Origin of the sequence: Kineococcus sp. R86509 (assembly GCF_042466365.1) — a bacterium.
In the GTDB taxonomy this organism is placed as follows: domain Bacteria; phylum Actinomycetota; class Actinomycetes; order Actinomycetales; family Kineococcaceae; genus Kineococcus.
In genome coordinates, this window is the sequence record NZ_JAXHCE010000001.1 from 4023171 (window position 1) to 4045066 (window position 21896).

Consider the following 21896-nt stretch of genomic DNA (forward strand, 5'->3'; position numbering starts at 1 on the left):
CCGCGGTCACCGGCAAGCGCCTACCGCCGGGTGGCGAGCTCGGGTTCGGAAGGGTTTCCCCGAGTCCGGTGACACCATCCGGGTCGAGCTGTCGGCGGTCTCCGGGGGTCAGGAGTGCGGCCGGTCCCCGAGGTCGGCGACCGGCGTCCGGCCGCTGACGACGTCCTCGGCCACCTCCTCCAGCGTCTGGTCGCGGGAGTGGGCGTGGCGCGCAGCAACGCGAAGGCACTCGAGGTGTCGGTCTGGAGCGTCGAGGTGAGGATCCCGACGGCCAGCCACACCCGGTAGCGCCGGCTCGCCGCGTGCGTGTCCAGCCACTCGGTGGGGAGGGTGAGTTCGACCTCTCCGCCCTCGCCGTCGGCGGATTCCGCACGGGTGTGACCGTGCAGGGTGGCCTGCAGCAGCACCGAACAGGCCATGCCCGCCACGGCCTGGGCGGAATCGACGTCGAAACCCGGGCGCACCTGGGCATCCGTGAAGTAGAGGTCGATCGCACCGATGCCGCCGCCGCTCCCCAGCACCAGGGGCACGGCGACCACGGAGCGGTAGGGACTGTGCCGACGGACCCGCTGGTGCAGAGTCGGCCAGCGGCGGGCGAAGGACGGTTCGTCGGCCACGACCGGCGCGGAGTGCTGGAACGCGGTGATGCAGGGTCCTTCGCCGAGGGTGTACTGCCACTGCTCGGCGGCGGTGGCCTCGGAGGTGCTGGCCCCCAGCAGGACCCGGTGGTCACCGCCGAAGAAGCTGATGCTCGCGGCGTCGACCTCCAGCACGCTGGCGACGGTCCGGGCCAGGGTCGTGGGCACCAGGTCGGCGTCGTCCCAGCCGGCGTGGAAGACGTATGCCTCGCGGAAGTGGTCGGCGAGGGTCATGCGGGCCCGCGATCGCCGTGGTGGTGACGGTGACCGTCGAGGCCCGCCGGGACCGCGGGGCGGAAGTAGTCACGGGCCGCGTCGCGGGCGTGGAGACGTCGCACCTCCTCGTCCGGGCTGTGTCGGCCTCCGAGGCTGTGCCAGGCGTCGAACTCCTCGAACACGTACTCGACGGCGCCGTGGACTCCGGCCGCTCGCACGGCGCCACCTCGACGACGTGCCCGGCGTCCCGCGTCGAGCCGCACCGAGAGACCCTCTTCGTCCGGCGCGGTGGTGCGGCTGAGGTCGATCACCAGGGACCGGGTCGTGGGCACCGTGGTGTCGAGGCACGCGGAGAGCCGGTCCGTGGTCTCGGTGGTCAGGTTGCCCTGCAACGAGATGACCGCGAGGTCACTCTCGCGGTGCTGGTCGACGGAGAAGTCCGTGCGTGCCCTCGGGGTGGGGGTGACGGCGCGCCCGCTGTTGGACCGGTGACTGCGGCCGGCCACCCGACAGGTGGCGAGGCCCTACCCCCACCCGAGGTCCTGAACCACGAGGGTGTGCGGCGACTCCGCCGAGGTGGCCCTGGACCCTAGTCGTCCAGGACGGCGAGCGCGTCGATCTCGACGAGCATCTCCTCGCGGGGCAGGCCGGTCATGACGGTCGTCCGGGCGGGCAGGACACCGGAGGTGCAGTGCGCGCCGACGTACTCGCCGTAGGCCTCGTTCATCGCGGCGAAGTCGTCGCGCGTGGTGAGGTAGACGCGGAGCATGACGACGTCGTCGAAGCTCGCACCGCCCGCGCGGAGGATCGCGTCGACGTTGCGCAACGTCCGCAGGGTCTGCGCCTTCACATCGCCGGGGTGCAGGTACTCGTTGGTCACCGGGTCCACCGGGCCCTGGCCGGAGACCTGCAGCAGCGGTCCCTTGCGGACGCCCTGCGAGAACGTGTGCGCCGGGGCGGGGGCGTCGGTCGTGGTGACGGCGGTGCGGGTGGTCATCAGGAGTTCTCCTTCTCGTCGGGGTGGTCGAGGAACCCGCACGAGCGGGAGATGTCCGCGGTCGCGGACAACAGGGCGGGCACGAGGTCGAGGACGGCCTCGTGGGGGAGCAGCACGTCGGGCACCGAGATCGAGACCGCGGCGAGGACGCGTCCGTCGGCGCCGCGGACCGGGGCGCCGACGCAGTTGACGAAGGTCTCGTTCTCCGCGTGGTCCTGCGCCCAGCCCGCCTCGGCGACGGTCGCGACCTCGGCGAGCAGTTCCTCGGGGCCGGTGAGGGTCCTCGTCGTCAGCCGGGGGAACTCCAGGGTCGCCACGAGTTCCGCCCGGTCGGGGGGCCGCAGGTCGGCGAGGAACACCTTCCCGACGGCGGTGCAGTGCAGCGCGGCGGTGTTCCCGATGCGTGAGGCCATCCGGACGGCGGCGCTGCGGGGTTCGAGCTTGTCCACGTAGGTGGCGACGGAACCGTCGAAGGCCGCCAGGTGGACGGTCTGCCCGACGTCGTCGCGCAGGCGCCGCAACCGGGGGGCGGCCACGGCCCGGACGTCGAAGGAGTCCAGGGCCTGCTGGGCGAGGCGGAACAGGTGCGAGCCGAGGACGTAGCGGTGCTGCTCGTCGTGGTGGACGTAGCCCGCGTCCTCGAGGACCCGCAGCAACCGCAGGACGGTGCTCTTGTGGGTCCCCGTCCCCTCGGCGAGTTCCCCCAGGGTCGCCGTACCGCCGGCGACGAGGTCGAGCAGCCCGAGGGCGCGCAGCAGTGACTGGCTCACCCCGTCAGCGCCGGGACCTCGGCGGGGCGGTCGCCCCGGGTCACGAGAGCGGCGGCGGCGCAGCGGTGACCGAACCCGACGGCGGCGTCGACGGCGAACCCGTGGGCGCGCCCGGCGAGGTAGCCGGCGGCGAAGGCGTCGCCCGCGCCGACGGGTTCGACGACGTCGACCGTCAGGGCGGGAACGTGGCGGTCCGGGTTCCCCGGTTCGAGCACGAGCACGCCGTGCTCCTCCTGCTTCAGCAGGATCCGCCGGGCGCCCGGCAGGGCCGTGCGCAGCGCGGCCGGGTCGTCGGTGCCGAACACCACCCGCGCCTCGTCGGCGCCGAGCAGGACCTCGTCGGCCGCGGCGGCCAACCGGCGCAGTGGTTCCTCGCTGCGTCCGCGCCACAGCGCGGGGCGGTGGTTCAGGTCCACCGACAGCGTCGTGGCGCTGCCCCGCACCCGGTCGGCGAGTGCGGCGCAGAACGCGGCCGCGGAGTCGGAGAGGCCGGGCGTGATCCCGCTGACGTGGACGGTGTCGGCCTCGGCCAGGGCCGCGCGCGCGGCGGGCCGGTCGAGGAACTCGGGGGAGAGGGCCGAGGCCGCCGACCCGCTGCGGTAGTAGTGCATGCGCGAACGCCGGGACCCGTCGGCGGCGACCCCCGGAGCCTTGACGTAGAGGCCGGTCGGCCGGTCCGGGTCGAGTTCGACGGCGCCGACGTCCACGCCGACCCCGTCGGCGAGGGCCAGGACGTGCTCACCGAACCCGTCGTCGCCCAGGCGCGAGAGCCAGCTCACGTCCACGTCGAGGCGGGCGAGGGTCAGGGCCACGTTGAGTTCCGCGCCGCCGACGGTGCGGACGAAGAGGTCCGCCTCGGCCAGGGGGACGTCCCGGGCGGGCGTCAGCACGACCATCGCCTCGCCGACGCACAGGACCTTTGACCGGGACACGGCGCGATGCTAGAACGGCGTCGACCGCTGCTGCAACGTCCGTTGCGCAGCGCGCAACGCAGTCACGACGCAGTGGAGGTCGGTGTGGTGTACGACGCCCCGGAGATCGGCGCGCTCCCGGCCGGGGGCAAGGCGGTGCCGGTCGACGCCTGGGGGGTTCCGGCCGACGAGTTCGCGGCGACCCGCCCCGGCCTGGCCGATCTCCCCACCCCGCTCGTCACCCTCGACGCCACCGCCCTGACCCGCAACGTCGCGACGATGGCCGCCTGGGCCGCCGCGGCCGGTGTCGACCTCGCCCCGCACGGCAAGACGACGATGGCCCCCTCGATCTGGCGGGCCCAGCTCGAGGCCGGCGCGATCGGGATCACCGTCGCGACCGGGTGGCAGCTCACCGTGGCCCTGCGCGAGGGCCTGGACTGGGTCCTCGCGGCCTACCCCGTCCTCGACCCGCAGGTGCTGCGGTTCCTCGGCAAGCCCCGCACCGCCCGCGTCCTCACCTGGGTGGACGGGGTCGACGTCGTCGAGGCGATGGCCCCGCACGTCGCCGACGCCGTCGCGCCCATCGACGTCCTCGTGGAACTCGGGGCCACCGGGGGCCGGACCGGAGCCCGCTCCCGCAGTGCCGCGGTGGAGGTCGCCCGGGCCGTCGCCGCGACCCCCGGCCTGCGGTTGGCGGGGGTCGCGGGCTACGAGGGAGCGCTGGCTCACGACGCGAGCCCCGCGAGCCTCGTCGTGGTCCGCACCTACCTCTCCGACCTCGCCGCGCTGCACCGGACGCTGCTGGACCAGGGTCTGTACGGAGACGTCCCCGGTGGACTCGTCGTCAGCGCCGGTGGCAGCGCCTACTTCGACGCCGTGGCCGACGTGCTCGCCGGGGCGCACGACCCCGACGGGACGCGGGGAGCCCCGACGCGCGTCGTCGTGCGGGCCGGCGCCTACGTCGCCCACGACGACGGGTTCTACCGCGGGATCACCCCGATGAACCGCGGCAGCGAGGGGGAGTTGCGCGCCGCCCTCCACGGGTGGGTCCGCATCGTCTCCCGCCCCGAACCGGGTCTCGCGCTCGGCGACGCGGGCAAGCGCGACCTCGCCTTCGACGAAGGGCTCCCCGAGGTGCAGGCGGTGCGCCGCGCGGCCACGGGCGACACCGAACCCCTCGAGGGAGCCACCGTCACCGCGATGAACGACCAGCACACGTTCCTGTCCCTGACCGGCGACGCCCGGGAACTGCGGGTCGGTGACGTCGTCCGCCTCGGTCTGTCCCACCCCTGCACGACGTTCGACAAGTGGCAGCTCCTGCCCGTCGTCGACGACGCCCTCGCCCCGCAACCCGTGCTCGTCGACTGGGTGCGCACGGTGTTCGGGTGAACCTCGTCGTCCGCGGGGCCACCATCGTCGACGGTACGGGGAGACCCGGCCGCCGCGGTGACGCCCTCGTCGTCGACGGCCGGATCGCGGAACTCGGGGACGTCGGGACGACCGCCGGGGCGCGGGAGCTGCGGGCCGACGGGCTCGTGCTGTCGCCGGGTTTCATCGACATGCACGCCCACTCCGACCTCGCGGTCGTCACCGACCCGCAGCACCTCGCGAAGACCACCCAGGGGGTCACCACCGAGGTCGTCGGCCAGGACGGGCTGAGCTACGCCCCCGTCGACGCCGCCGCCCTCGCCGTCCTGCGCGACCAGCTCGCGGGGTGGAACGGGATCCCCGACGACGACCTCGGGTGGCCCGGGGTCGGGGCCTACCTCGACCGCGTCGACCGCGGCGCCGCCGTCAACGTCTGCTACCTCGTCCCCCAGGGCACGGTACGGATGGTCGTGGTCGGAACCACCGACCGCCCCGCCACCGCGGCGGAACTCCAGCGTATGCGGGAACTCGTGGGACTCGGCCTGGCCGAAGGCGCCGTCGGGATGTCGAGCGGGCTCACCTACACGCCCGGCATGTACGCCGACACCGCGGAACTCGTGGCGTTGTGCCAGGTCGTCGGTGCGGCCGGAGGTTTCTACGCCCCCCACCAGCGTTCCTACGGCAAGGGCGCCCTCGAGGCCTACGCCGAGGTCGTCGACGTCGCCCGCCGCGCCGGCTGCGCCCTGCACCTCACCCACGCCACGATGAACTTCGGCGTCAACGCCGGCCGCGGCGGGGAACTCCTCGACCTCGTCGACGCGGCGCTCGCCGACGGTGTCGACGTGACCCTGGACTCCTACCCCTACCTGCCCGGGTCCACCACCCTCGCGGCGGTGCTGCCGAGCTGGGCGAGCGAGGGTGGCCCGGAGGCGACCCTGCTCCGCCTCGGGGACCCGGAGGCGTTGCGGCGCATCCGGTACGCCCTCGAGGTCGAGGGGTCCGACGGCTGCCACGGCGTCACGGTCGACTGGGACACGGTGCAGGTCTCCGGGGTCCGCCACCCGGAGATCGCGGAACTCGCGGACCTCGTGGGGCGCAGGATCACCGGGTTCGAGATGTTCGTCGACGTCCTGCGTCGCGACCGCCTCGGCACGACGATCCTGCAGCACGTCGGCCACGAGGAGAACGTCCGCGCCATCATGGCCCACCCGCGCCACACCGTCGGCAGCGACGGCCTCCTCGTCGGTGCCCGCCCGCACCCCCGGGCCTGGGGGACCTTCCCGCACTACCTCGGGCACTACGTGCGGGAGGAGGGGGTCCTCGGGCTGGAGGACTGCGTCGCCCACATGACCTCCCGTCCGGCCCGGCGGCTGGGGCTGCGGGACCGCGGAGTCCTGCGGCCGGGCGCGGTCGCCGACCTCGTCCTCTTCGACCCGACGACGGTGGCCGCCGGGGCCACCTTCGAGCACCCCCGACGCCAGGCCGTCGGCATCCCGCACGTCCTGCTCGGCGGCGAGCCCGTCGTCGCCGACGGCCGGCGCACCGATGCGCTGCCCGGTCGGGCGCTGCGCCACCACCCCTCGACAGGAGTCACCGCATGAGCCTCGAGCAGTTGTTCACCGACCGGGTGGTGGCCGTCGTCCGCGCGCCGGAGATCCCCGACGCCCGGGCCCTGTGCGCGGCGCTCGCCGCGGGCGGGATCCGCACCGTCGAACTGACGTTCACGACCCCCGACGTCCTGCGCCACCTGCGGGACGCCGCCGGTGCCGAGGGGATCTCCCTCGGCGTCGGCACGGTCCTGGACGACGACGACGCGCGGGCCGCGATCGACGCCGGAGCCCGGTTCCTCGTCACCCCGGGCCTGCGGCCCGCGGTGGCGGCGGCCGCGGTGGCGGCGGGGATCCCGTTCCTCATGGGCGCGTTCACCCCCAGCGAGGTCCTGGTCGCGCACGAGTCCGGTGCGGCTGCGGTCAAGGTGTTCCCCGCGGGTCGTCTCGGACCGGGCTACCTGACCGATCTGCACGGCCCCTACCCCGACGTCCGGCTCGTCCCCTCCGGTGGGGTCAGCGCGGGCAACGCCGCCGAGTACCTCGCCGCCGGGGCGGCGGCGGTCACCGCGGGCACCGGAGTCGTTCCGCCGCAACTGGTCGCCGCCGCGGACTGGACGGGCATCACCGAGCGGGCCGCCGCCTTCGTCGCCGCGATGGGTTAGCGGGAGGCCCGCACCGCGTCCCCGGGTCAGTCCGCACGGCTCCGGCGGTGCCGGGCGAGGAGGGCGAACCCGGCGATGCACGCCGCGAGCCCGACGCCCCGCACCCACCACGGCCAGCGGTAGTAGCCGGCGAACGCGGCGAAGGCGTAGTACGCGACGAACGCGAGGACCGCCCAGACCCAGAGAGGCAGACGGCGGCGTCCGCTGGGGGAGGGCATGTCGTCAGGCTACCGCCGGGAAGTGGAACGTTCCGCGGCTCGTGCGGCCTCCCGAGCCGCGGAACGTTCCCCTCGACGGTCGGGTCAGCGCGGGACGGCGGAGATCGCCGCTTCGGGGCGGTGCACGCCGCGGGGGCGGTAGCGCAGGACGTCGGAACAGCCGGCGAGGTCGGCCAGCAACCACACGATGGCCAGCCACATCTCGGTCCCCTGCAGGCCCGGTTCGCGGCCGACCAGGAACGAGAAACCCCTGTCGTCCTGCCAGGTGCGCAGCGCGTCGGCGAGCAGCCCCCGGGCGGCCGTGACCACCTCCTCGCGGCGGTGGTGGGTCTGCTTGCCGGCGAGCCAGAGGGGGTGCGCCACGTCGAGGACGTTGCAGGCGTTGCGGCGTTCGGGGGCGAACAGCCTCTGGTCGCCGAGGTGGGTCAGGACGGTGTCGACGACGCGTTCGGGGTGGGGGAGCGGAACCCCGAACTGGGCGAAGGTCCCGCGGCTCGCGCGGTAGAAACCGTTGACGACCTGCAGCACCCCCTCGCCCGGGGCGGGGGTCCCCCACATGCCGGTACCGGGCGCGGCGCGCGTCGTGAGCCAGCCGAAGAGCGCCTCCAGGGTTCCGGGGACCCCGCGCTCCCCGCGGGCCAGGTTCCAGCGGAACGCGGTCCCCGCCGCGTCCACCCAGGCCCCGGAACCCCACGCCCGGCCGTCCCACGGGAGGCCGTCGAGGTTCTCCAGGAGTTCTGGTGCGGTCATCCGGGCGAAGTACCCGATCGGGTGCGAGAACCGCTCACCGAACACGTCGAGGGCGTAGCCCACGGAGAGCGCGTGGTAGAGCACGTTGCCGTCGCCGGCGTCCGGGGTTCCCGGGACGGGGAGGCCGTCGGCGCCGAACAACGGCACCAACCCCGTCTCCGGGTCCTGGAGCGCCGTGAGCCGGGCCAACTGCTCGTCGCGGGGGAGTTGCGGCGGGGCGTCGTCGAGCAGGTAGGCGGCGATCTCGAGGGCGTCGGCCTGGGCGCGGACGGTGGGGCCGGCGCCGGGGGAGTCGGTGAACTGGCCACCGGGTAGCGACGGGTTCCAGCACCTCGCCAGGACGTCGCCGGCCTGGGACCGGGCCCGTTCCTCGAACTGCCCGAGCGCGGTCGCCAGGTCGTCGCCTGCCCCGGCCGGCGGAACCCGCCAGCGGATCCGACGGGCCGGGTTCCCGCCGACGATCGCCCCGGCGGCGACGTCCCGGGTGACGACCGCGCCCGCGGCGAGGACGGCGTGGTCCCCGACGTGGACGCCGTCGAGCACGACGACGTTCGACCCGATCCACACGTCGTCGCCGATGACGATCCCGCGCGAACTCAACGGTTGCCGGAACACCGGCGTCCCGGGTTCGATGCCGTGGTTGAACCCGAGGATCGACGTGTGGGCCCCGATCCGGACACCGTCCCCGCAGCGGACGTCACCGCGGACCACGGCGAAGACGTTCACGGTGCAGTCGGCGCCGAAGCGGACGTCGTGGCTGAGGTAGGCGTTCGCCGCGACGTAGGAGCGGTCGCCCAGGACCAGGGAGTCGGTCTCGACGGCGGCCAGCCGGCTGACGAACGTGTCGACGCCGAGCGACCACTTCGGGTGCTCGTCGTGGAAGGCCTGCTGCTCCTCCCGCTCGGCCGCGGTCGCCTCGCGGCGGAATCCCCAGGGTTCGACGTCGAACCTGCTCACGGTCGTCCTCCCGTCACTGGAAAGCGCTTGCTCACACGCTAGCACCGCCACCGCTCCCTTGACAGGCAAGTAGGGACTTGCCAACACTCGGACGTGTGGACGACGTGTTCAAGGCGCTGGCGGACCCGACCCGCCGCGCGATCCTCGACGAGCTGACCCGGCGCAGCGGTCAGACCCTCTTCGAGCTGCGGGTGCGCCTGATCGAACGGCACGGCTCGGGTTCGACCCGCCAGGCCGTCTCGCAGCACCTCGCGGTCCTCGAAGGGGTCGGGCTCGTCGTGCTCCGCCGGGAGGGGCGCTACACGTTCCTGGACCTGGACCCGTCTCCGCTGCGCAGGTTCCTGACCGAGATCGAGGAGAGGTGGCGACCAGCATGAGGATCGCGTACACGAGCGTGTTCGTCGACGACCAGGACAAGGCCCTGGCCTTCTACACGGAGGTGCTCGGCTTCGTGAAGAAGGTCGAGGTGCCGCTCGGCGAGCACCGCTGGCTGACCGTGGTCTCACCCGAGGACCCGGACGGCGTCGAGCTGGTCCTCGAACCGCGGGAGCACCCCGTCGCCATCGCCTACACCGAGGGGCTCGTGGCCGACGGCATCCCGAGCGCGGCCTTCGTCGTCGAGGACGCCGCCGCGGAGGCCGAGCGCCTCGCCGCCCTCGGGGTCGTCTTCACCCAGCCGGCGACGGTGATGGGCCCGGTCACCACGGCGGTGCTCGACGACACGTGCGGGAACCTGCTGCAGATCCAGTCCCTGAACTCCTGACCACTCACCTCTTCACTCCCGAGCCATAGCGATATATCGTTGAGGCATCGCGACAGCACGAGGCTGCGCGATGACCCGGAGGTGCAGACATGAGAGGCAACCGATTCGCCGGCCCGTGGGGCGGCGCGTGGGAAGGACGTCAGGACGGCCGGGGGCACCACCCCGGCGGTGGCGGCCCGTTCGGCGGACCCGGACGGGGTTTCGGCCCCGGGTTCGCCGCGTTCGGCGAGATGTTCGAGGGGCGGGGCCCCGGACGCGGTTTCGGGGGGTTCGGCCGGGGTGGCGGCCGTCGCCCGCGCGGTGACGTGCGGGCCGCGGTCCTCGTGCTCCTGGCCGAGGGGCCGAGCAACGGCTACCGCATCATCGGGGAGGTCACCCGCCGCAGCGACGGTGAGTGGAAGCCGAGCCCGGGGTCGGTCTACCCGATCCTGCAGCAGTTGCAGGACGAGGGGCTCGTCGCGGCGGACCCCGCGGACGCCAAGCAGTTCACCCTGACCGACGAGGGTCGCGCCTACGTCGAGCAGGAGTACTCCGAGACCCCGCCGCCGTGGGAGAACCTCGACGGCGGACCCGACCGGGAGCGCGCGCACCAGGTGCGCAGGCAGCTCGGCTCGATCGCGATGACCTACCAGCAGATCGCGCTGTCCGGTCGTCCCGGCGACCTCCAGCGGGCCGGCGACGTGCTCGAGAAGGCGCGCCGGGAACTGCTGGGGATCCTCGCCGAGGACCTCAGGGAAACGCCCGGAGGATGACCTGCGGGGTCGCCACGACGGGGGTCACCGCGTGGACGAGGTGGACCTGCCGCCAGCCGTCGGGCGCGAGCGCGCCGGTGGACAGCAGGTCCGCCCGGACGGCGAGGTTGGCGCCCGGTTCGTGCGGACCCTCGGACCCGCGGACCGGACCGGTGCTGGCCTTCGCGCCCGCCCGGTGGTGACGGACGTGCTCGGTGATCCACCCGACGCTCACGCCGACGTCGCAGGTGGTGGTGAGGACGACGACCTCTGCCGGGTCCACGACGAGGGCGGCCAGGGTGTGGGCCGTCAGCTCGCGCAGTTCCCCGCGGGAGCGCGTGTCGTCGGGGTGGTGGTCGACGGTCAGCTCCACGTCGTCCAGCAGGTCGACCAACGGGCCCCAGTCGCCGAGGAGCGGGGCCAACGCAGGGGCGTCGCAGGACGTCGCGAGCACGAGGGTCGTGGGGATGCCGGCCGCGGAGGCCTCGTCGGCCGCGGCCGCCAGGTGCTCCAGGCAGGCGTCCAGCGCAGGCAGGTCGCCCGCAGGGACCGGGAGCAGCACGACAGCCCGCGTGACACGCACGAGAAATCCTCCTCCGTCGGCCTGGACGTTCCTGTCCACTGAGCGTTCGTGTCGTCACGAGACGGCGATCCCTTGAGTCCCGGGCTTGCAGTTGTCGTGGCGTCAACTCCTACCGTCGTCCCGTGCACGCGAGAACACGGGAGTGGACGATCCACGAGGTCGCCACGGCCACGGGAGCGACGGCCCGCACCCTGCGCCACTACGACGACGTCGGACTGCTGACCCCCAGCCGCACCGGGGCCAACGGCTACCGCTACTACGACGCCGTCGCCCTGCGCCGGTTGCAGCGGATCCTGCTGCTGCGCGAGCTGGGTCTGGGCCTGGCGGCCATCGCCGACGTCCTCGAGGCCCGGGTCGACGAGGTCGCCGCCCTGCGGACGCACCTCGCCCTGCTGGAGGAGCAGGCGGACCGGATCGCCCGGCTCACCACGAGCGTGCGCACCACGTTGTCCCAGGGTGGCGACGGGGCCGACGGGAAGGAGATCGAGGTGTCTCGGATGTTCGACGGTTTCGACGCAGGACGGTACGAGGAGGAGGTCGTCGAGCGCTGGGGGCGCCTCGCCCACGACGACGCCGGCCGGACGTGGTCCGAGCTCGGGGCGCAGGGCCGCGCGGAGCACCAGCGCGAGCACGAGGCGATCGCCGCCGGCCTGGCCGCCGCCGTGGGGGAGGATCCGGGTGCCCCGGCCGTCCAGGACCTCGTGCGGCGCCACCACGCCTGGGTCTCGGTGTTCTGGACCCCCGACGCGGCCGCGTACCGCGGGTTGGTGCGGATGTACGTCGAGGACGGGCGGTTCCGCGCGGCCTACGACGCCGCCGGACCGGGCACGGCCGACTTCCTGGCCCGGGCGGCGGACGTGTTCGCGGACCGTGTGTTGAGCTGACACCCTCCCGTCACCCGCAGGACGGCCCTCGTGTCGGAGGTCGGGTGCACCCTCGGAGGATGAGCGAGACGCAGACGGCGCAGGGACTGCAACTTCTCGGCCGGGCGGGGTTCGACCCCCGGTTCCTGGCGCCGGGTCCGCTGGTCCCGTTGCCCGAACCCCTCGACGGGGCCGAGGTCGTCGTCCTGCCGTACACGCACTTCTCCATCGTGCAGCGGCCGGACCGGCGCCTCGCGGCCGCGACGGTCGTCGCCGTCGACGGCGCCTCCCTGGTGGACGTCGAACGGTCGGGGGACCAGTGGTTCCTCGACCCGCGGCTGGGCCCCGACGACCAGGCCGGTGCCGAGCTCTACGCGCGCAACGACTTCGACCGCGGACACCTGGTGCGCCGCCGCGACCCCGGCTGGGGGGTCGACGCGGTGCGGGCCAACGCCGACACGTTCTCCTACGCCAACGCGGCCCCGCAGGCCTCGACGTTCAACCAGTCGCTGGAGCTGTGGCTCGGGCTGGAGGACCACGTCCTGGCCTACGCCAGGCAGTGGGACCAGCGCCTCGTCGTGGTGAGCGGACCGGTGTTCGCGGACGACGACCCCGAGTACCGCGGTGTGCGGATCCCGCGTCGCTTCTACAAGATCGCGGCGTACCTGCTGCCGCAACCCCTCGACCTCGACCCCTCCGAGGAGGTGTCGGTGCTCGCCAGCGCCGGTTTCGTCCTCGACCAGACCCCGCTGGTGGAGGAGATCGTCGGGTCGCCGCGTTCCCGGGAGGTCCCCGAACTGGGCGGGTTCCGGACGTTCCAGGTTCCCGTCGCGGACGTCACCGACCTCACCCGGCTCGACTTCGGGCCGCTCGTCGCGGCGGACCGGATGCCGGGGCTGGTCCCGGTCTCCAGCGCCGAGGGCGAGGTCCCGCTCTGGCGCCCCGTTGGCCGGGCCGCGGACCTGCTGCTGTAGTGGCCGGGTGACGGCGGAGTGGTGGGAGCGCGCCCGGGCGGCCGAGACCGTCCGGGCGCAGGAGCTGCTGCGCGACTTCGTCGGCGAACTGCGCCGCCGGGGGATCGCGCCGGAGGCGCTGCGGGCCCGCGCCGGCTCGGCGCGGTACCGGACCGACCTCGTGGGGTGGTACCTGCGCGCCAACGGTTCCCTCGCGGTCGGGCCCGCGGGGGAGTACTACGTCCTCGACGTGGCGCCGAGCCTGGCCGGGCGGTTCCGGGGGGCCGTGATCAGCCCCTCGGAACCGCCCCTGCAGGTCGGTCGCGGCGCCCGCGACGGCGAGTCCGTGGAACTCGCCGAACTGCTGCGCCTGCGGTTGGACGAGCTGTAGGTCAGCCCTTGCGGAGCTGGACGACGGCCCAGGACAGCGGGGGCAGCACGATCGTCGCCTGCTCGGCGGTCACGGTGACCTCGTCGAGGGTGCGCAGACCGACGGCCTGGTGGTCGCCCTCGAGGTTGGTGGTGTGGCGGTCCTGCCCCTCGGTGGCTGCGAGGACCTTCGCCGACACGAGGCGGTCCACGTCGAACCCCCGCAGCGGGACCTCGACCGAGGCCGGTTCGGTCTGGTCGCGGTTGGCCAGGAACAGCGTGAGGAACTCGTCGTCGTAGGTCGCCGCGGCGTCCACGACGTCGACGTCACCGAACTTGTCGGTCTCGTACTTCTCGCTGGTCGTGACGACCTGCAGGACGTTGCCCGTCGCGAGGCGGCGCATCTGCTCGAAGGGATGGGCGATGGACTGCTTCCACGCCTCCTTGCCGGGTTCGCTGCGCAGCAGGCCGATGACGTTCACGAGCTGCGCCTGCGCGCCGATGTGCACGCGGTCGGAGTGGCGGAGCAGGGAGTTCAGCAGGGTTCCGACGACGACGGCGTCGGTGATCGAGTACTCGTCCTCGATGACGCGCGGGGCGACGTCCCAGGGTTCGACACCCTCGGCGTGGTGGGGCTTCGACTGGTACCAGACGTTCCACTCGTCGAAGCTCAGGTTGATGCGCTTGGAGTGCTTGCCCTTGGCGCGCACCGCGTCCGCCGTCGCGACGACCTGGTCGATGAAGAGGTCCATGTCGACCGCGGAGGCCAGGAAGCTGGCGGCGTCGCCGTCGTGCTCCTGGTAGTAGGCGTGCAGCGAGACGTAGTCGACCGCGTGGTAGGAGAGTTCCAGGACGGTCTGCTCCCACTCGCCGAACGTCGGCATCGCACGGCTGGAGGAACCCACGGCGACGAGTTCGATGTCGGGGTCGATCGAGCGCATCGCCATGCCGGTCTCGGCGGCGAGCCGGCCGTACTCCGCGGCCGTCTTGTGGCCGGTCTGCCAGGGACCGTCGAGCTCGTTGCCGAGGCACCAGAGCTTGATGTCGAAGGGGTCCTTGCTGCCGTGCGCCTTGCGCAGGTCCGCGAACTTCGTCCCGGAGTTCAGGTTGGCGTACTCCAGCAGGTCGCAGGCCTCCTGCAGCCCACGGGTGCCGAGGTTCACCGCCATCATCGTCTCGGTCTCGACCTTGCGGGCCCAGGCGTCGAACTCCGCGAGACCGAACTGGTTGGTCTCGACGGAACGCCAGGCGCGGTCGATGCGGCGCGGGCGGTCCTCGCGGGGGCCGACGGAGTCCTCCCAGTCGAAACCGGAGACGAAGTTCCCGCCGGGGTAGCGGACGACGGTCGGGCCGATCTCCTTGGTGAGTTCGAGCACGTCGGTCCGCAGGCCGTCCTCGTCCGCGCTCGGGTGGTCGGGTTCGAAGATGCCGGTGTAGACGCAGCGGCCCATGTGCTCGACGAACGAGCCGAACAGCCTCCGCGGGACGGGACCCACGGTGAAGGCGGGGTCGAGGGCGAGACGAGCGGTGCGCACGGTTGGTCTCCTGTTTTGACGGTCACGACTGTGTGATGGCCACGGCGGTGTGAAGGGTCGGTCAGCACGATTGCAACGTTGGAAGGCAGTCAACGCGAAAGCTGCAGCGCCGTCAAGGTGCGCGGTGCAAGAATGCGCCGGTGCCTCCCCGAACCGGTTCGCGACCCACGACGCTGCGGGACGTGGCCGAGGCGGCCGGCGTGTCCATCAAGACGGTGTCCAACGTCGTCAACGACCACCCGCACGTGCGGCCGGAGATGCGCGAGCGCGTCAAGGTCGTCATCGAGCGGCTCGACTACCGCCCCAACGGGATCGGGCGTCAACTGCGGCAGGGCCGGACGGGACTGGTCGCGCTCGCGCTGCCCAACGTGACGAGTCCCTACTACGGCGAGCTGACCTCCGCCCTGGTGACCGCGGCCCGGGCCCGCGGGATCACGCTGCTCGTGGAGCAGACCGACGGGGACCTCGAACGCGAGCGCGAGGTCGCCAACGGCTTCCCCGTGCGACTGGTCGACGGCCTGGTCTTCGTCCCGTTGACCATGCCCGGGGGGAGCTGGCGCAGCGCCGCGACTCGACGCCGGCCGTCCTGATCGGCGAGCACGGCGAGGGGTCGGGCTACGACCGCGTCACCATCGACTCCGTCGACCTCGGGGACATCGCCGTCCGCCACCTGACCGAGGTCGGCCGCCACACCATCGCCTTCCTCGGGGACAAGCTCCAGACGTCGACGCGGCCCCCGGTGGTGGCCCAGCGCATCGAGGGCTACCGCAGGGCCCTGCGCCGGGCGAAGCTCAAGTTCGACCCGTCGCTGCTGTGGCCGCTCCCCGAGTGGGACCGCGCGTACGGCTACGAGGGGACCCTGGCGCTGATGGCCGCCCGCCCCGACGTCGACGCGATCTTCGCGGCCAACGACCTGCTGGCCTTCGGGGCGATGCACGCGTTGCGCGGGCTGGGACTGCGGGTGCCGCAGGACGTCGCCGTCATGGGGGTAGACGACGTCGAGCAGGCCCGCTACAGCGCGCCCACCCTGACCACGATCACGCTGGACCGGTCCGAGATGGCCGACCTGGCCATGGGCCTGCTGGCCGACCGCCTCGCGGGGCACGACGGCCCGGAACGACTGCTCACGGTGACCGGCCGGCTCGTGGTCCGGGAGAGCTCCGGCGGCTGACACCGGCCGGGTCGCCACCGGGGTGGGGTGGCAGCATCGGCCCGTGCGAGCCGTGCAGATCGAAGCGACCGGGGGACCCGAGGTCCTCACCGTCACCGAGCTGACCACCCCGGAACCCGGGTCCGGCCGGGTCCTCGTCGACGTGGAGGCGGCGGGTGTGAACTTCATCGACACCTACCGCCGGAGCGGGGTGTACCCGCTGCAGCTGCCGACGGTGCTCGGCAGCGAGGGCGCGGGACGGGTGGCGCGGCTCGGCCCGGGGGTCGAGGGGTTCACCGTCGGGCAGCTCGTCGCCTGGAAGGAGGCGCCCGGGAGCTACGCGGAACAGGTCCTCGTGGCCCAGGAGGAACTCGTCCCGGTGCCCGAGGGGGTCGAGGCCACCACGGCGGCCGCGGTGATGCTCCAGGGCCTGACCGCGCACTACCTCTGCACCGACACCTTCGCCGTCACCGAGGGCACCTGGGCGTTGCTGCACGCCGGGGCCGGCGGGGTGGGGTTGCTGCTGACGCAGATGCTGAAGCTGCGCGGGGCGAAGGTCCTCACCACGGTGTCGACGCCGGAGAAGGCCGAGTTGTCGCGCGCGGCGGGCGCGGACGACGTCGTCGGCTACGACGGGGCGAGCGCGCGGGCCCGCGAACTGACCGGCGGGCGCGGGGTCGACGTCGTCTACGACAGCGTGGGCAAGGACACCTTCGACGCGAGCCTGGACGCCCTGCGCCCCAGGGGGTTGATGGTGCTCTTCGGTGGTTCGAGCGGTCAGGTCCCGCCCTTCGACGTCCAACGGCTCAACACCGGCGGATCGCTGTTCCTGACCCGTCCGACGCTGGGTTCCCACACCCGGGACCGGGCGGAGCTGGTGTCGCGGACCGAGGAGGTCTTCGGCTGGATCGCGGCCGGGGACCTCGACGTGCGGATCGGACACACCTACCCGCTGGCCGACGCCCGCCGGGCCCACGAGGACCTCGAAGCGCGCCGCACCACGGGCAAGCTCCTGGTGATCCCCTAGTCGACGGTGCCGCTCAGGACGCAGAACTCGTTGCCCTCGGGATCGGCCAGGACGGTCCAGCCCGCACCGTCGCCCTGACCGACGTCGGCGTGGCGGGCCCCGGCCGCGAGGGCGTCGGCGATGACGCGTTCCCGACCGGGGCCGGTCCGGGTGGCGCGGACGTCGAGGTGCCAGCGGTTCTTCACCGTGTGCGGGGTGGGGGAGGAGACGAACTCCAGGAACGGGCCGCGGTTCCCGGCCCGCAGCGCGCACACCTGCGGGCTGGAACGGACCACGCTGAAACCGGCGACGGGGGCCCAGAAGTCGGCGAGGCCCTGCGGGTCGCGGGCCTGGCAGACGACGGCGGCGACGGTGCCGGTCCCGTCGTACTCCGGTCTCGGGTCGAGGACGCAGAACTCGTTCCCCTCGGGGTCGGCCAGGACCACCCAGGGAACCTCCCCCTGGCCCACGTCCGCGCGACGGGCTCCGAGGTCGAGCAGGAACTCCACGGTCTCCCGCTGTTCGGCGGTCGAGGAGGTGTCCAGGTCGAGGTGCACGCGGTTGGGGCCGACCTTCTCGTCCTGCACCTGCAGGAACACGAGTTCCAGCCCGGGTTCGCCCGCCGGTGGGACGACGTCGATCTCGTCCGCGTCGGAGTACCCGACGCGCCACGAGAGGGCCTGTGCCCACCAGCGGGAGAGGTGGCCGGGGTCGACGGCGTCCACGACCACGTTCACCAGGCGGCTGTCCACGTCCGCGAGGCTAGCCGTTCAGGAGTTCCCGCGGCCGGTCTCCTGCTGCAGTTCGTCGATCATCTCGGAGGCGCGGGCCTTGTCGAGGTCCTCGGGGACCTCGCGTCCGGCTTCGCGGGCCAGGGTCTGCAGGTAGCTCTTCTGCGGACCGGTCATGGGCTCGTCGCCGGTGACCCAGGTCTCGGGGTCCTTCTCGGCGTTCTGGGTGGGGTCGGGGGTTTCGCTCACCGGCTGACCGTACGACGCCTGTACGAAGTGCGCGCGCCGACGGGTGACGCGAGTTCCCGGCCCCGCCACCGGCCGATACCGTGTGCCCACCGAACTGTCGTGGAGGGGGAACCGTGGCGTACGACGCCGCGGCGGAACGGACCGTGAGGTCCCTGGTCGCTGCACCGCCACCGCGCGTGGCCTGGCCCGACGCCGCCAAGGCCGTCTGCATCCTGCTGGTCGTCCTGGGGCACGTGACCTACCTCCACGTGGAGGAGTCGCGCTGGTACGCGGCGGCCGGCGCCCCGCCGCTCTGGGACCTCCTCGACGTCGTCCTGCGACCCGTGCGCATGCCGCTGTTCTTCGCGGTGTCCGGGTTCTTCGCCGCCCGGGCGCTGACGCGGCCCTGGCGCGCGTCGGTCCGGGGCCGGGTCGGGCAGAACCTCTACCTGCACGTCCTGTGGATGCTGGTGGGCTTCGGGGTCGCGCTCGCGGTCGGGATCCCGACCTTCATGGCCCCCGAGCACGCCTCCGGTCTGCCGGGTGCGGCGCTGACCGCCTCGACGGGGCTCTGGTACCTCTACGCCCTCGCCGTGTACTTCGTGCTCGCGCGGGCCACCCGGTCGTGGCCGGCGCCCGTTCCCACCGCGCTGGCCGCGGCGCTGGCCGTCGCCTCCTTCTCGGGCGTCCTGCCCGGGTCGGGCGACACCCACTCCGTCCTGGAGAACCTCGTCTGGTTCCTGGCCGGGGCGCGGTTCCCCGAGCAGGTCCGGCGACTGTCGCGACGTCCCCGGCCGCTGGCCCTGCTCGCGGTCGTCGTCGTCCTGGTGGCGGTGCTCGGCGCCGTCCGCGTCCTCGACCTCTCGCGGGTGCCGGCTGCGGTCCTGGAGATCCCGACCCGGGCCGGGGCCGTGGTCGCCGGGATGCTGCTGGCCGTCCTGTTCGTCACGTGGTTCCCGCGGGCGGCGTCCCCGCTGCTGCGGCTGGGGCGACGGACCCTGCCGGTCTACGCCCTGCACGGACTCGTCCTCATCGTGGTGCAGCGACCGCTGGCCGCCGTCACCGAACCCCTGTTCGGGGCGTTGCCGCACCCGGCGCAGCTGCTGCTGGTGCTGGTGTACCCGCTCGTGCTGACCCTCGCGATCGCGTGGTGCTGCCTGGCGGCGCAGACGCTGGCGCAGCGGGTCGGGGCCGGCTGGCTCTTCGCCCTGCCGACGCGGAGGAGGTCGCCCGCCCTGCTCGTCCCGCCCGCCTAGACTCCTGACCATGACCCACGTCCTCTCCGCGGTGGCCTGGCCCTACGCCAACGGGCCCCGGCACATCGGCCACGTCGCCGGCTTCGGCGTCCCCTCCGACGTGTTCAGCCGCTACATGCGGATGGCGGGTCACGACGTCCTCATGGTGTCGGGCACCGACGAGCACGGGACGCCGATCCTCGTCCAGGCCGAGCAGGAGGGCGTGACCCCGCAGCAGCTCGCCGACCGCTACAACCGCGTCATCGCCGAGGACCTGCACGGCCTCGGCCTCTCCTACGACCTGTTCACCCGGACCACCACCGCGAACCACTACTCCGTCGTGCAGGAGATGTTCCGCACGGTCCACCAGAACGGCTACATGGTCGCGCGGAAGGGGATGGGGGCCATCTCCCCGTCCACGGGCCGTACCCTGCCCGACCGCTACGTCGAGGGCACCTGCCCGATCTGCGGCTACGACGGCGCCCGCGGCGACCAGTGCGACAACTGCGGCAACCAGCTCGACGCGATCGAGCTGAAGAACCCGCGCAGCCGGATCAACGGCGAGACGCCCGTCTTCGTCGAGACCGAGCACTTCTACCTCGACCTGCCCGCGCTGGCCGAGGCCCTCGGCTCGTGGTTGCAGACGCGCGCCGACACGGGGCGCTGGCGCCCCAACGTCCTGAAGTTCTCGCAGAACCTGCTCGCGGACATGAAGCCCCGGGCCATGACCCGCGACATCGACTGGGGCATCCCGATCCCGCTCGAGGGCTGGGAGGACAACCCCGCCAAGCGGCTCTACGTGTGGTTCGACGCCGTCATCGGCTACCTGTCCGCCTCGGTGGAGTGGGCCCGGCGCAGCGGTGACCCGGACGCGTGGAAGGCCTGGTGGACCGACCCGTCCGCGGAGTCGTACTACTTCATGGGCAAGGACAACATCACCTTCCACTCCCAGATCTGGCCGGCCGAGCTGCTGGCCTACGACGGGCGGGGGGCGAAGGGCGGGGCGCCGGGCAAGTTCGGGAACCTCAACCTGCCCACCGAGGTCGTGGCGAGCGAGTTCCTCACGATGGAGGGCAAGCAGTTCTCCTCCAGCCGGGGGGTCGTCATCTACGTCCGCGACGTGCTGGCCCGCTACCAGCCGGACGCGTTGCGCTACTTCATCTCCGCGGCCGGTCCGGAGAACAACGACTCCGACTTCACCTGGCAGGAGTTCGCCACCCGGACGAACTCCGAGCTCGTCGCCGGCTGGGGCAACCTGGTCAACCGGACGGCGTCCCTCATCGCCAAGAACGTGGGGGAGATCCCCGCCGCCGGTGAGCTCACCGACGCCGACCGCAACCTGCTCACCACCACCCGCGCCGGGTTCGGGACGGTCGGGGACCTCATCTCCCACCACCGCCAGCGCGCCGGGATCGGCGAGGCCATGCGCGTCGTCGGCGAGGTCAACAAGTACCTGACCGAGCAGGAACCCTGGAAGATCAAGAACTCCGACCCCGAGCGGATGAAGTCGGTGCTGCACGTCACGGCGCAGGCCGTCTCCGACTGCCGGACGTTGCTCTCGCCGTTCCTGCCGCACTCGGCGCAGAAGGTGCACGAGGCCTTCGGCGGCACCGGTACCGTCTCGCCGATGCCGGAGCTGCGCGAGGTCACCGACCTCGACGACGGCCGCGACTACCCGATCCTCACGGGCGACTACCGCCGCGGGGAGACGCTGCCGGAGTGGGCCTCGCACCCGGTCGTCCCCGGGACGCCGGTGGCCACCCCGACGCCGGTCTTCACCAAGCTCGACGTCGCGGCCGTCGTCGAGGAGGAACTGGCCCGGTTGCAGAAGTGAGGGGCGAACGCCCGCCCGCGCCGCAACCGCTGGCCGTCGCGGTGATCGACAACCACACCCACCTCGACTCGGAGACCCCCGAGGACGTCGCGGTGCTGTTGTCCGCCGCCGCGGCGGCCGGGGTGCCGCGCAGCGTCCAGATCGGCTGCGACCTCGCCGCCGCGCGCTGGACGGTCGCGGCCCTCGACCGCCACCCGGAGCTGCTCGGGGGGATCGCGTTGCACCCCAACGAGATCCCCGACCTCGTGGCCGCGGGGGAGTACGAGGCCGCCCTCGAGGAGATCCGCACCCTCGCCGCGCACCCGCGCGTCCGGGTCATCGGCGAGACGGGTCTGGACCACTTCCGCACGGGCCCCGAGGGCGTCGAGGTCCAGGAGGAGTCCTTCCGCGCCCACATCCGCCTCGCCAAGGAACTCGGCCTCGCGCTGCAGATCCACGACCGCGACGCCCACGACGACGTCCTGCGCGTCCTGCGCGAGGAGGGTGCCCCGGAGAGGACGGTGTTCCACTGCTTCTCCGGGGACGCCGCGATGGCGCGGGTCTGCGGCGACGCCGGGTACTACCTGTCGTTCGCGGGGACGGTCACGTTCAAGAACGCCGACCCGTTGCGGGAGGCCCTGCGGGCCGCCCCGCGGGACCGGATCATGGTCGAGACCGACGCCCCGTACCTGACCCCGACGCCCCACCGCGGCCGGCCCAACGCCGGCTACCTGGTGCCCCTGACGGTCCGCTCGATGGCCGCGACGCTGGACTGCGACCTCGACGAGCTGTGCGCCGCGATCACCGCCACGACGGAGGCGGTCTACGGTCCCTGGTGAGGGGCCGAAGGGGTTCCGGCGGCTCAAGCGGTCACGGGGACTTGTCGAGAAGGTCTCGGA

Annotated in this window: 25 protein-coding genes and 1 pseudogene; 15 read left to right on the forward strand and 11 right to left on the reverse strand. The window is 73.0% G+C overall.

Features of this window, described 5'->3' with window-relative positions; translation table 11 throughout:
- Positions 1–20: 20 nt before the first annotated feature.
- From SJY07_RS19635 to SJY07_RS19655, 5 genes are all read right to left on the reverse strand, one after another.
- A complete protein-coding gene (locus tag SJY07_RS19635; RefSeq protein ID WP_380161280.1) occupies positions 21–872 on the reverse strand; it encodes a GAF domain-containing protein in 852 nt (283 codons plus the stop codon).
- Positions 869–1360, reverse strand: a complete 492-nt coding sequence (locus SJY07_RS19640) for an STAS domain-containing protein (protein ID WP_380161281.1) — start codon at positions 1358–1360, stop codon at positions 869–871. The genes SJY07_RS19635 and SJY07_RS19640 overlap by 4 nt, the downstream gene beginning before the upstream one ends.
- An 83-nt stretch (positions 1361–1443) precedes the next feature.
- Complete coding sequence (locus tag SJY07_RS19645) at positions 1444–1851, reverse strand: RidA family protein (protein WP_328292531.1); 408 nt, start codon at positions 1849–1851, stop codon at positions 1444–1446.
- Complete coding sequence (locus SJY07_RS19650; protein WP_380161282.1) at positions 1851–2621, reverse strand: IclR family transcriptional regulator; 771 nt, start codon at positions 2619–2621, stop codon at positions 1851–1853. Before SJY07_RS19650 ends, SJY07_RS19645 begins: the two co-directional genes overlap by 1 nt.
- The gene (locus tag SJY07_RS19655) at positions 2618–3553 is read right to left on the reverse strand and encodes a sugar kinase (protein WP_380161283.1); all 936 of its coding nucleotides are present in this window, start codon (positions 3551–3553) and stop codon (positions 2618–2620) included. Before SJY07_RS19655 ends, SJY07_RS19650 begins: the two co-directional genes overlap by 4 nt.
- 87 nt (positions 3554–3640) lie before the next feature.
- Between SJY07_RS19655 and SJY07_RS19660 the strand changes: the two genes are divergently transcribed.
- The 3 genes from SJY07_RS19660 to SJY07_RS19670 are packed head-to-tail and all read left to right on the forward strand — an operon-like array spanning position 3641 to position 7112.
- Entirely contained in the window at positions 3641–4921 is a 1281-nt protein-coding gene (locus SJY07_RS19660) for an amino acid deaminase (RefSeq protein WP_380161284.1), read from the forward strand.
- Entirely contained in the window at positions 4918–6501 is a 1584-nt protein-coding gene (locus tag SJY07_RS19665) for an amidohydrolase family protein (RefSeq protein ID WP_380161285.1), read from the forward strand. Before SJY07_RS19660 ends, SJY07_RS19665 begins: the two co-directional genes overlap by 4 nt.
- Positions 6498–7112 (forward strand): bifunctional 4-hydroxy-2-oxoglutarate aldolase/2-dehydro-3-deoxy-phosphogluconate aldolase, encoded by a 615-nt coding sequence (locus SJY07_RS19670; RefSeq protein WP_328292526.1) that lies wholly within the window; start codon positions 6498–6500, stop codon positions 7110–7112. The genes SJY07_RS19665 and SJY07_RS19670 overlap by 4 nt, the downstream gene beginning before the upstream one ends.
- A gap of 26 nt (positions 7113–7138) precedes the next feature.
- Here SJY07_RS19670 and SJY07_RS19675 read toward each other — a convergent pair whose 3' ends face one another.
- Together SJY07_RS19675 and SJY07_RS19680 are read right to left on the reverse strand one after the other, a co-directional pair.
- Positions 7139–7330: a hypothetical protein gene (locus SJY07_RS19675; RefSeq protein ID WP_380161286.1), complete on the reverse strand. Its 192-nt coding sequence runs from the start codon at positions 7328–7330 to the stop codon at positions 7139–7141.
- Between the two features lie 1173 nt (positions 7331–8503).
- A pseudogene (locus SJY07_RS19680) lies at positions 8504–8662 on the reverse strand (DapH/DapD/GlmU-related protein); the annotation flags it as partial.
- Between the two features lie 470 nt (positions 8663–9132).
- On the opposite strand from SJY07_RS19680, the gene SJY07_RS19685 reads away from it, so the two are divergent.
- From SJY07_RS19685 to SJY07_RS19695, 3 genes are all read left to right on the forward strand, one after another.
- Positions 9133–9414 (forward strand): ArsR/SmtB family transcription factor, encoded by a 282-nt coding sequence (locus SJY07_RS19685; protein WP_380161287.1) that lies wholly within the window; start codon positions 9133–9135, stop codon positions 9412–9414.
- Positions 9411–9800, forward strand: coding sequence for a VOC family protein (locus SJY07_RS19690; RefSeq protein ID WP_380161288.1), 390 nt, complete (start codon positions 9411–9413; stop codon positions 9798–9800). The genes SJY07_RS19685 and SJY07_RS19690 overlap by 4 nt, the downstream gene beginning before the upstream one ends.
- 89 nt (positions 9801–9889) lie before the next feature.
- Positions 9890–10552 carry a PadR family transcriptional regulator gene (locus tag SJY07_RS19695; RefSeq protein WP_328292521.1) on the forward strand — a complete coding sequence of 221 codons (663 nt, stop codon included), beginning with the start codon at positions 9890–9892 and terminating at the stop codon, positions 10550–10552.
- Here SJY07_RS19695 and SJY07_RS19700 read toward each other — a convergent pair.
- A complete protein-coding gene (locus SJY07_RS19700) occupies positions 10530–11114 on the reverse strand; it encodes a hypothetical protein (protein ID WP_328292520.1) in 585 nt (194 codons plus the stop codon). The two genes, SJY07_RS19695 and SJY07_RS19700, sit on opposite strands and share 23 nt — an antisense overlap.
- A 122-nt stretch (positions 11115–11236) precedes the next feature.
- Between SJY07_RS19700 and SJY07_RS19705 the strand changes: the two genes are divergently transcribed.
- From SJY07_RS19705 to SJY07_RS19715, 3 genes are read left to right on the forward strand one after another with little or no spacing between them, the layout of a single operon-like run.
- Complete coding sequence (locus SJY07_RS19705) at positions 11237–11998, forward strand: TipAS antibiotic-recognition domain-containing protein (protein WP_380161289.1); 762 nt, start codon at positions 11237–11239, stop codon at positions 11996–11998.
- Between the two features lie 59 nt (positions 11999–12057).
- Positions 12058–12951, forward strand: coding sequence for a DNA/RNA non-specific endonuclease (locus SJY07_RS19710; RefSeq protein WP_328292518.1), 894 nt, complete (start codon positions 12058–12060; stop codon positions 12949–12951).
- 7 nt (positions 12952–12958) lie between these two features.
- Positions 12959–13321, forward strand: a complete 363-nt coding sequence (locus SJY07_RS19715; RefSeq protein WP_380161290.1) for a hypothetical protein — start codon at positions 12959–12961, stop codon at positions 13319–13321.
- Position 13322: 1 nt separating this feature from the next.
- On the opposite strand, the gene SJY07_RS19720 is transcribed toward SJY07_RS19715, so the two are convergent.
- Complete coding sequence (locus tag SJY07_RS19720; protein WP_328292516.1) at positions 13323–14834, reverse strand: alpha-N-arabinofuranosidase; 1512 nt, start codon at positions 14832–14834, stop codon at positions 13323–13325.
- 140 nt (positions 14835–14974) lie between these two features.
- Between SJY07_RS19720 and SJY07_RS19725 the strand changes: the two genes are divergently transcribed.
- Genes SJY07_RS19725 through SJY07_RS19735 form a run of 3 tightly spaced genes read left to right on the forward strand, consistent with a single transcriptional unit; the run spans position 14975 to position 17011 of the window.
- Complete coding sequence (locus SJY07_RS19725) at positions 14975–15424, forward strand: LacI family DNA-binding transcriptional regulator (protein WP_380161291.1); 450 nt, start codon at positions 14975–14977, stop codon at positions 15422–15424.
- Positions 15424–16005, forward strand: coding sequence for a LacI family DNA-binding transcriptional regulator (locus SJY07_RS19730; protein ID WP_380162417.1), 582 nt, complete (start codon positions 15424–15426; stop codon positions 16003–16005). Before SJY07_RS19725 ends, SJY07_RS19730 begins: the two co-directional genes overlap by 1 nt.
- A 43-nt stretch (positions 16006–16048) precedes the next feature.
- Positions 16049–17011, forward strand: coding sequence for a quinone oxidoreductase family protein (locus tag SJY07_RS19735; protein WP_380161292.1), 963 nt, complete (start codon positions 16049–16051; stop codon positions 17009–17011).
- On the opposite strand, the gene SJY07_RS19740 is transcribed toward SJY07_RS19735, so the two are convergent.
- Positions 17008–17742: a VOC family protein gene (locus SJY07_RS19740; RefSeq protein WP_380161293.1), complete on the reverse strand. Its 735-nt coding sequence runs from the start codon at positions 17740–17742 to the stop codon at positions 17008–17010. The genes SJY07_RS19735 and SJY07_RS19740 overlap by 4 nt on opposite strands.
- An 18-nt stretch (positions 17743–17760) precedes the next feature.
- Complete coding sequence (locus SJY07_RS19745) at positions 17761–17970, reverse strand: DUF3072 domain-containing protein (protein ID WP_328292512.1); 210 nt, start codon at positions 17968–17970, stop codon at positions 17761–17763.
- Positions 17971–18083: 113 nt separating this feature from the next.
- Here SJY07_RS19745 and SJY07_RS19750 point away from each other — a divergent pair, with 113 nt between their 5' ends.
- Genes SJY07_RS19750 through SJY07_RS19760 form a run of 3 tightly spaced genes read left to right on the forward strand, consistent with a single transcriptional unit; the run spans position 18084 to position 21836 of the window.
- Positions 18084–19205, forward strand: coding sequence for an acyltransferase family protein (locus SJY07_RS19750; RefSeq protein ID WP_380161294.1), 1122 nt, complete (start codon positions 18084–18086; stop codon positions 19203–19205).
- Between the two features lie 10 nt (positions 19206–19215).
- Entirely contained in the window at positions 19216–21018 is a 1803-nt protein-coding gene (gene metG, locus SJY07_RS19755; protein WP_380161295.1) for a methionine--tRNA ligase, read from the forward strand.
- Entirely contained in the window at positions 21015–21836 is an 822-nt protein-coding gene (locus SJY07_RS19760) for a TatD family hydrolase (protein ID WP_380161296.1), read from the forward strand. Before metG ends, SJY07_RS19760 begins: the two co-directional genes overlap by 4 nt.
- Positions 21837–21896: the final 60 nt, after the last annotated feature.